Annotated in this window: 3 protein-coding genes and 2 pseudogenes; 2 read left to right on the top strand and 3 right to left on the bottom strand. The window is 57.7% G+C overall.

What is annotated here, in order from left to right:
- Positions 1 to 547 (top strand): annotated as a pseudogene (locus AC1D01_RS19085) (recombinase family protein); the annotation flags it as partial.
- A gap of 192 nt (positions 548 to 739) precedes the next feature.
- The gene (locus AC1D01_RS19080) at positions 740 to 1,237 is read left to right on the top strand and encodes a hypothetical protein (RefSeq protein WP_477869014.1); all 498 of its coding nucleotides are present in this window, start codon (positions 740 to 742) and stop codon (positions 1,235 to 1,237) included.
- Here AC1D01_RS19080 and AC1D01_RS19075 read toward each other — a convergent pair.
- From AC1D01_RS19075 to AC1D01_RS19065, 3 genes and pseudogenes are all read right to left on the bottom strand, one after another.
- Positions 1,234 to 4,377 (bottom strand): type I restriction endonuclease subunit R, encoded by a 3,144-nt coding sequence (locus AC1D01_RS19075; RefSeq protein WP_477869012.1) that lies wholly within the window; start codon positions 4,375 to 4,377, stop codon positions 1,234 to 1,236. The genes AC1D01_RS19080 and AC1D01_RS19075 overlap by 4 nt on opposite strands.
- On the bottom strand, positions 4,377 to 5,132 hold the full coding sequence (locus AC1D01_RS19070; RefSeq protein WP_477869010.1) for an abortive infection family protein: 756 nt from the start codon (positions 5,130 to 5,132) through the stop codon (positions 4,377 to 4,379). Before AC1D01_RS19070 ends, AC1D01_RS19075 begins: the two co-directional genes overlap by 1 nt.
- Positions 5,129 to 5,366 (bottom strand): annotated as a pseudogene (locus tag AC1D01_RS19065) (restriction endonuclease subunit S); the annotation flags it as partial. The pseudogene AC1D01_RS19065 and the gene AC1D01_RS19070, both read right to left, overlap by 4 nt.

Below are 5,366 nucleotides of genomic sequence, written 5' to 3'. Positions count from 1 at the left end.
GATGAGCTACTGCAGCGACCTGGTCAACTTGCAGGCGCTGTATCGCAGTGATCGCTCCGCGGTCCAGCGCGGCGAGCTGGCCCTGGCAAAGTCCCGCTTGACGGACATAGAAGCCAAGCTGGAGCGGCTGGCCAGCGCGCTGCTTGAGAGCGACGACGCGCCGGTCACATTCGTTCGCCGAGCGCGCGAGCTAGAGGATGAGCGCGGCATGGTGCAGGGGCTGCTGAAGGTTACGGAACGCGCGGTTGCCGAGGCAGCCAGAGCAGACATCCAGGGGGCGGATGTGCGTTGGCGATCCTTGGTCGAAGGCGTCGACAAGTTGCACTACGAGGACCGAGCGACTGCGCGGCAGCTAGTCGCGGACACCTTCGAGCGCATCGTCGTTTACTGGCGCGGCGTGCGCCCTGCCGAGACTGCGAACGGCTCAATCGATGTCATGCTGCATGCCAAGGGCGGCATCAGCCGGATGCTTCGAGTGGACAAGCGCGGCGGCTGGATCGCAGCTGAGCACGTCGACTATGCCGAGGCTACATCGTTGGTCACCTAGGCGGCCTGTCGTCGGCTGGGTCGGTAGGCACCGCTAGCTCCATCAGTGAGAAGCGCCGACCACGCTGGCAATATATTTGGACTAGATTCAAAAAGAAGTGGGAGCAGAAGATGTGTAGCAGTGGTGCCATTGATAGAGCGATGCACGCAGCTCACCGAGTCAAATCAACCTCTTTGTGAGGCTTGCCTGCATATGACCGATCTTCCTTTCGGCTTCAACATCGACGTTTCATCGCTGTTAGCCGGCATGACCTTCACAGTCGTGGCCGGATGGCTCGCGTCCCTCCTGTCTCTGAGGAAGGACGAGAGAGCTGTTCAACTGGAGCAGGTAACGAAGGAGCGTGCCAAATGGCGGGACAACATGCGCAAGACCATCGAGGAAATCGCGCAGCTCTACTTTGACAACAAGGGCCAAGCCGTACCGGGGAAAGTCGCAGCACTCCGCGCCAGGCTGGTCACATCGATCAACCCGAAAGACGATGCTGATGACCAGCAGATACTGACCCATTTCGATGAAATCTTCGCCGGGTCCAAGACGGATCTCGACGTACTCACCAAACGCGTCGCCTTGCTGCTCAAGCACGACTGGGAACGGGTCAAATGGGAGTGTTCGCCCATCTACGTCAAGTTGGCCACTCGTTGGAGCAAGAAGCAACGCATGTGGCGCAGTTCCAACTACCGAAACATCTAGGCCACGACCCAACCCGTGGACAGCGCCTCCGCTTGCTTGAGTACTGTCTGAACGGCGGAATCTTGAAGGTCGGGTGGATAGCCGTACTTTCGAAGGATTCGCTTCACCAGGACACGCATACGGGCACGCGCGCTTTCGCGATGAGACCAATCAACCGAAATGCTGCCTTTCAGGCCGACTATCAACTCATGAGCAATCACCTTCAATGCGTCGTTGCCCATTACCTGAATAGCACTCTCATTGTCCGCGAGCGCGTCGTAAAAGGCGATCTCGTCTTGGGATAGGCCCTCCTCCTCCCCGCGCTTGCGGGCAGCTCGAACATCCTTCGCCAAGGCGACTAGCTCTTGCAGCACTTCAACGGTGTTGATCGCATTTGTGTGATAGCGAGCAATAGCCTGCTCTAGTCGCTCAGAGAACCGCTTGGTCTCCACGACATTGGTCTTGCTGCGTGAGCGTATTTCGTCGTTCAACAACTTGCGTAGCGCTTCGAGCGCGAGGTTCTTCTTTTCCAGCCGCTGCACCTCTCCCAAAAACTCATCCGATAGGATTGAGATGTCTGGCGTTGAGATGCCGGCGGCGGCGAGGATGTCAACGATCTCGGTCGAGACGACGGCACGATCCAGAATTTGTTGGATCGCAAACTCGCGGTCACCCGCCGCGCCGCCAGGACCTTCGGCCGATTTGACAAGCGCGGCTCGCACGGTTTGAAAGAAGCCGACTTCATCGCGGACCGCCCGAGCCTCGTCGCTGGCCGAAGCAAGTGCGAATGCTCTTGACAATGCCAGCACTGCATCCTGATAGCGTCGGTTCTCGCGACGTTTTCCCTCTTCGGTGGTCTCCCGAACGGCTGACTTGTTCTGTTGATCCAGAATCCACTCAAGAGCTTCGGCTAGCACGATCAGGCGTTGTTGCCCGCTGCCGGTGAGGCCACGAGCGTAGTCGAAGCCGTGATACATCGCCTTCACGACGTCGAACTTCTCAAGCAGAACAGCGATCGCCTCTGCTTCGTCGATCCCGGCCTGACGCTTGTCCGCGCTGGAGTATTGGCCTAAGGCATTCTTGAGGTTCTGCGCCACGCCGATGTAGTCGACGACCAAGCCTGCTGGCTTATCGCGGAATACGCGGTTCACACGTGCGATTGCCTGCATCAGCCCGTGGCCCTTCATCGGCTTGTCGATGTACATCGTATGCATCGACGGGGCATCAAAGCCGGTCAACCACATATCCCGCACGATCACCAGCTGGAGTWCATCCTTCGGGTCCTTGGCACGCTTTGCCAACAAGTCTCGCCGGGCCTTCGTGCCTATGTGAGGCTGCCATGGCTGCGGATCGGCCGCGGAGCCCGTCATGACGATCTTGATCTTGCCGGAAGCATCGTCGTCGCTGTGCCAATTTGGCCGCAAGCTGACGATCTTCTGGTACAGCGCGACGCAGATGCGTCGGCTCATACAGACCACCATCGCCTTGCCGTCCATGGCGGCTACACGGTTCTCAAAGTGCTCCACGAGATCGGCGGCGACCATTGCAATACGCCTTTTCGAGCCGACGAGTGCTTCGATCGTGGCCCATTTTCGCCTGATCTTCTCCTGTTCGGTAGCAACTTCGTCTTCCGTCAGCTCGTCGATTTCCGCATCAACCTTTGGCTTCTCAGCATCAGGCAGCTCGATTCGCGCAAGACGGCTTTCGTAGTAGATTGGAACAGTTGCGCCGTCTTCGACAGCGCGACTAATGTCATAAATATCGATGTACTCACCGAACACCGCAGGCGTGTTTACATCATCCTTCTCAATTGGCGTTCCGGTGAAGCCGATAAAGGAGGCATTGGGCAACGCGTCTCTCAGATACTTGGCAAACCCATACGCAATATCTCCTGTCTTCCGTTCTATTTTGGCGCGAAAGCCATACTGGCTGCGATGTGCCTCGTCGGCGATGACAACAATATTCCGACGATCAGAGAGCACCGGATAGGCGACTTCACCAGGAGCGGGCGAAAACTTCTGGATGGTGGTGAAGATGACACCGCCGGATGCGCGACTCAATGCCCTCTGAAGGTCTTCTCGACTTTCTGCCTGCTGAGGCGTCTGCCGGATTAGGTCCCGGCACATCGAGAACGTGCCGAATAACTGGTCGTCGAGGTCGTTGCGATCGGTGATGACAACAATCGTTGGATTTTGGAGTGCCGAATGTCGTACAAGCTGGCCAGCGTAGAAGGCCATCAACAAGCTCTTCCCCGACCCCTGCGTGTGCCAGATGACACCCACCTTGCGGTCGCCCTGCGGCGACGCCGCCTCAACCGTCTTAGCCACTGCGTGTCGCACAGCGTGAAACTGGTGATAGCCGGCGATGATCTTGGCTAGGCCCATACCGGTTTCACCGAAGACAGTGAAATCGCGCAACAGATCAAGAAGCCGCCTGCGATCAAAAACGCCCTCGAGCAGGGTGTCGAGTTCCGGTTTCCCCTTGGCTGCGATCTCTGTCCCGTCCGTTGTGCGCCAAGGCATGAAGCGTTCTTGGTCCGCGGTCAGCGAACCAATGCGGGCGGTGAGTCCGTCCGACGTGACAAGGACAGCATTGGTATGGAACAGCGAGGGAATCTGCGCTTTGTAGGTTTGCAGTTGGTTGTGAGCCCCCGCCAAGGTTGCGTTCTCTCCCCCCGGCGCCTTAAGTTCGATGACACCTATCGGTAGACCGTTGACGAAGACAACGACATCAGGGCGTCTATTGAAGCCAGCTTGGATGACAGTGAACTGGCTCGTCACGAGCCAGTCATTGGCCCCAAGATCGTCAAAGTCAATCAGGCGAACCTTGTCGCCGCGGATTGTTCCGTCCTCGCCATGAAACTCCACATCAACACCCTCAACCATCAGCCTATGGAGACGGCGGTTTTCCTCAGCAAGCGAGGGGCRCTCTGTTGCCAGCAATTTGCGCAACGCATCCTGACGAGCTTCCTCAGGGATCGCCACATTGAGCTTGGTGATAGCGGCGCTGAGACGCTTCGTCAGCAAGACATCGGCATAGGCTTCGCGCTCCGGAGTCTTGCCGTCAGGCCCAATCTCTGCGTCCGAGGAAATGCTGTAACCGAGGAGACTGAGATGATCCAGCACAAGTCTTTCCAGAGCGGCTTCAGAGAGGAAGGCCATTAGCCAGCCTCCACAGCGTTCTGCGCAGTGGCTTGGGCCTCAATGCACGCGTTCAACACGGACTTGTATGCTTCACGGTCAACACCAAAGAGGAGACGCGATAGTTCGATAGCGAGCGGTACTTCGTCGCCGTTCGGCAGCCTCACAACTGCCTGTAAGCCGCCCTCTTCGTCTGTATCCAGTCGTAGGACAGCAAATGCATCAATGGTCGCGTTCGATTTTTCGAACCGCTCGTAGGGCTCAAACGTGCGGACGGGGTCGGGCTCGCGCTCTAGATATGCCTCATGCAAGAACGTCACGAGCGCATCCGCTGCTAGAAGAGCCGATCGGCGATGATGCACGGACAGTTTGTGGCTGAGACCCTCTTTGCCATGACTGATCGGGCCGGCTAGATCACGAAACTTCCCGAGCGCCTCGGTGAGGTTGTAGTGCTGGGAGATAACCTTGCTGAAAGGGTCGTCACGTGCGCCAACAATCGAGAGGAGCCGGAAAGCTGCAGAGACCCAGTTGCTAAAGCTTGGGTTGGCGCCTCGAATAGGGCTGTCCGGCCAGCCAGTGATCGGGTTGACTGGATCGTCTAACTCTTGGATCAATAGGCGACAGGCGCATTCGACGAAGCCCTTAGCTGCATCGATGCAGGCATCGTTCTCTTCGGCGAACTCGCGCTCAAGCGTTTCGAAGGTCTGCTGAAGCATTGGTGCCTGGCGCCAATGCGTACGAAACGCCTTGATCCCCGGATACCAATCTGCAGTCATGTGATCTCTCCCACGCGTATTTCAGCAGCGCCCTCGCGCACCTCGCCGAACATCAATCGTGGGAGCAAATGATCGCGCGTAGCAGCGAGTGAACGTGTCTCCTTTTCGTTCGACACGATCCTCTCGAACACCGGCCGCACCAGAGAATCGAACGCGTTGTGTATGTCCGGCGTTCCCAATGTTACCGGGATCGGTCGAAAGTTGGCCTTGCTAATCTCCTGAAAGGTGGAACCG

Source organism: Rhizobacter sp. P3_B12 (genome assembly GCF_056402895.1).
This window is presented reverse-complemented; position numbering and strand designations above follow the sequence as displayed.

What these genes read in the sequence shown, in the direction of transcription:
- AC1D01_RS19080 (WP_477869014.1), top strand. Translation starts at nt 740, where the DNA reads ATGACCGATCTTCCTTTCGGCTTCAACATCGACGTTTCATCGCTGTTA.
- AC1D01_RS19070 (WP_477869010.1), bottom strand. Translation starts at nt 5,132, where the DNA reads ATGACTGCAGATTGGTATCCGGGGATCAAGGCGTTTCGTACGCATTGG.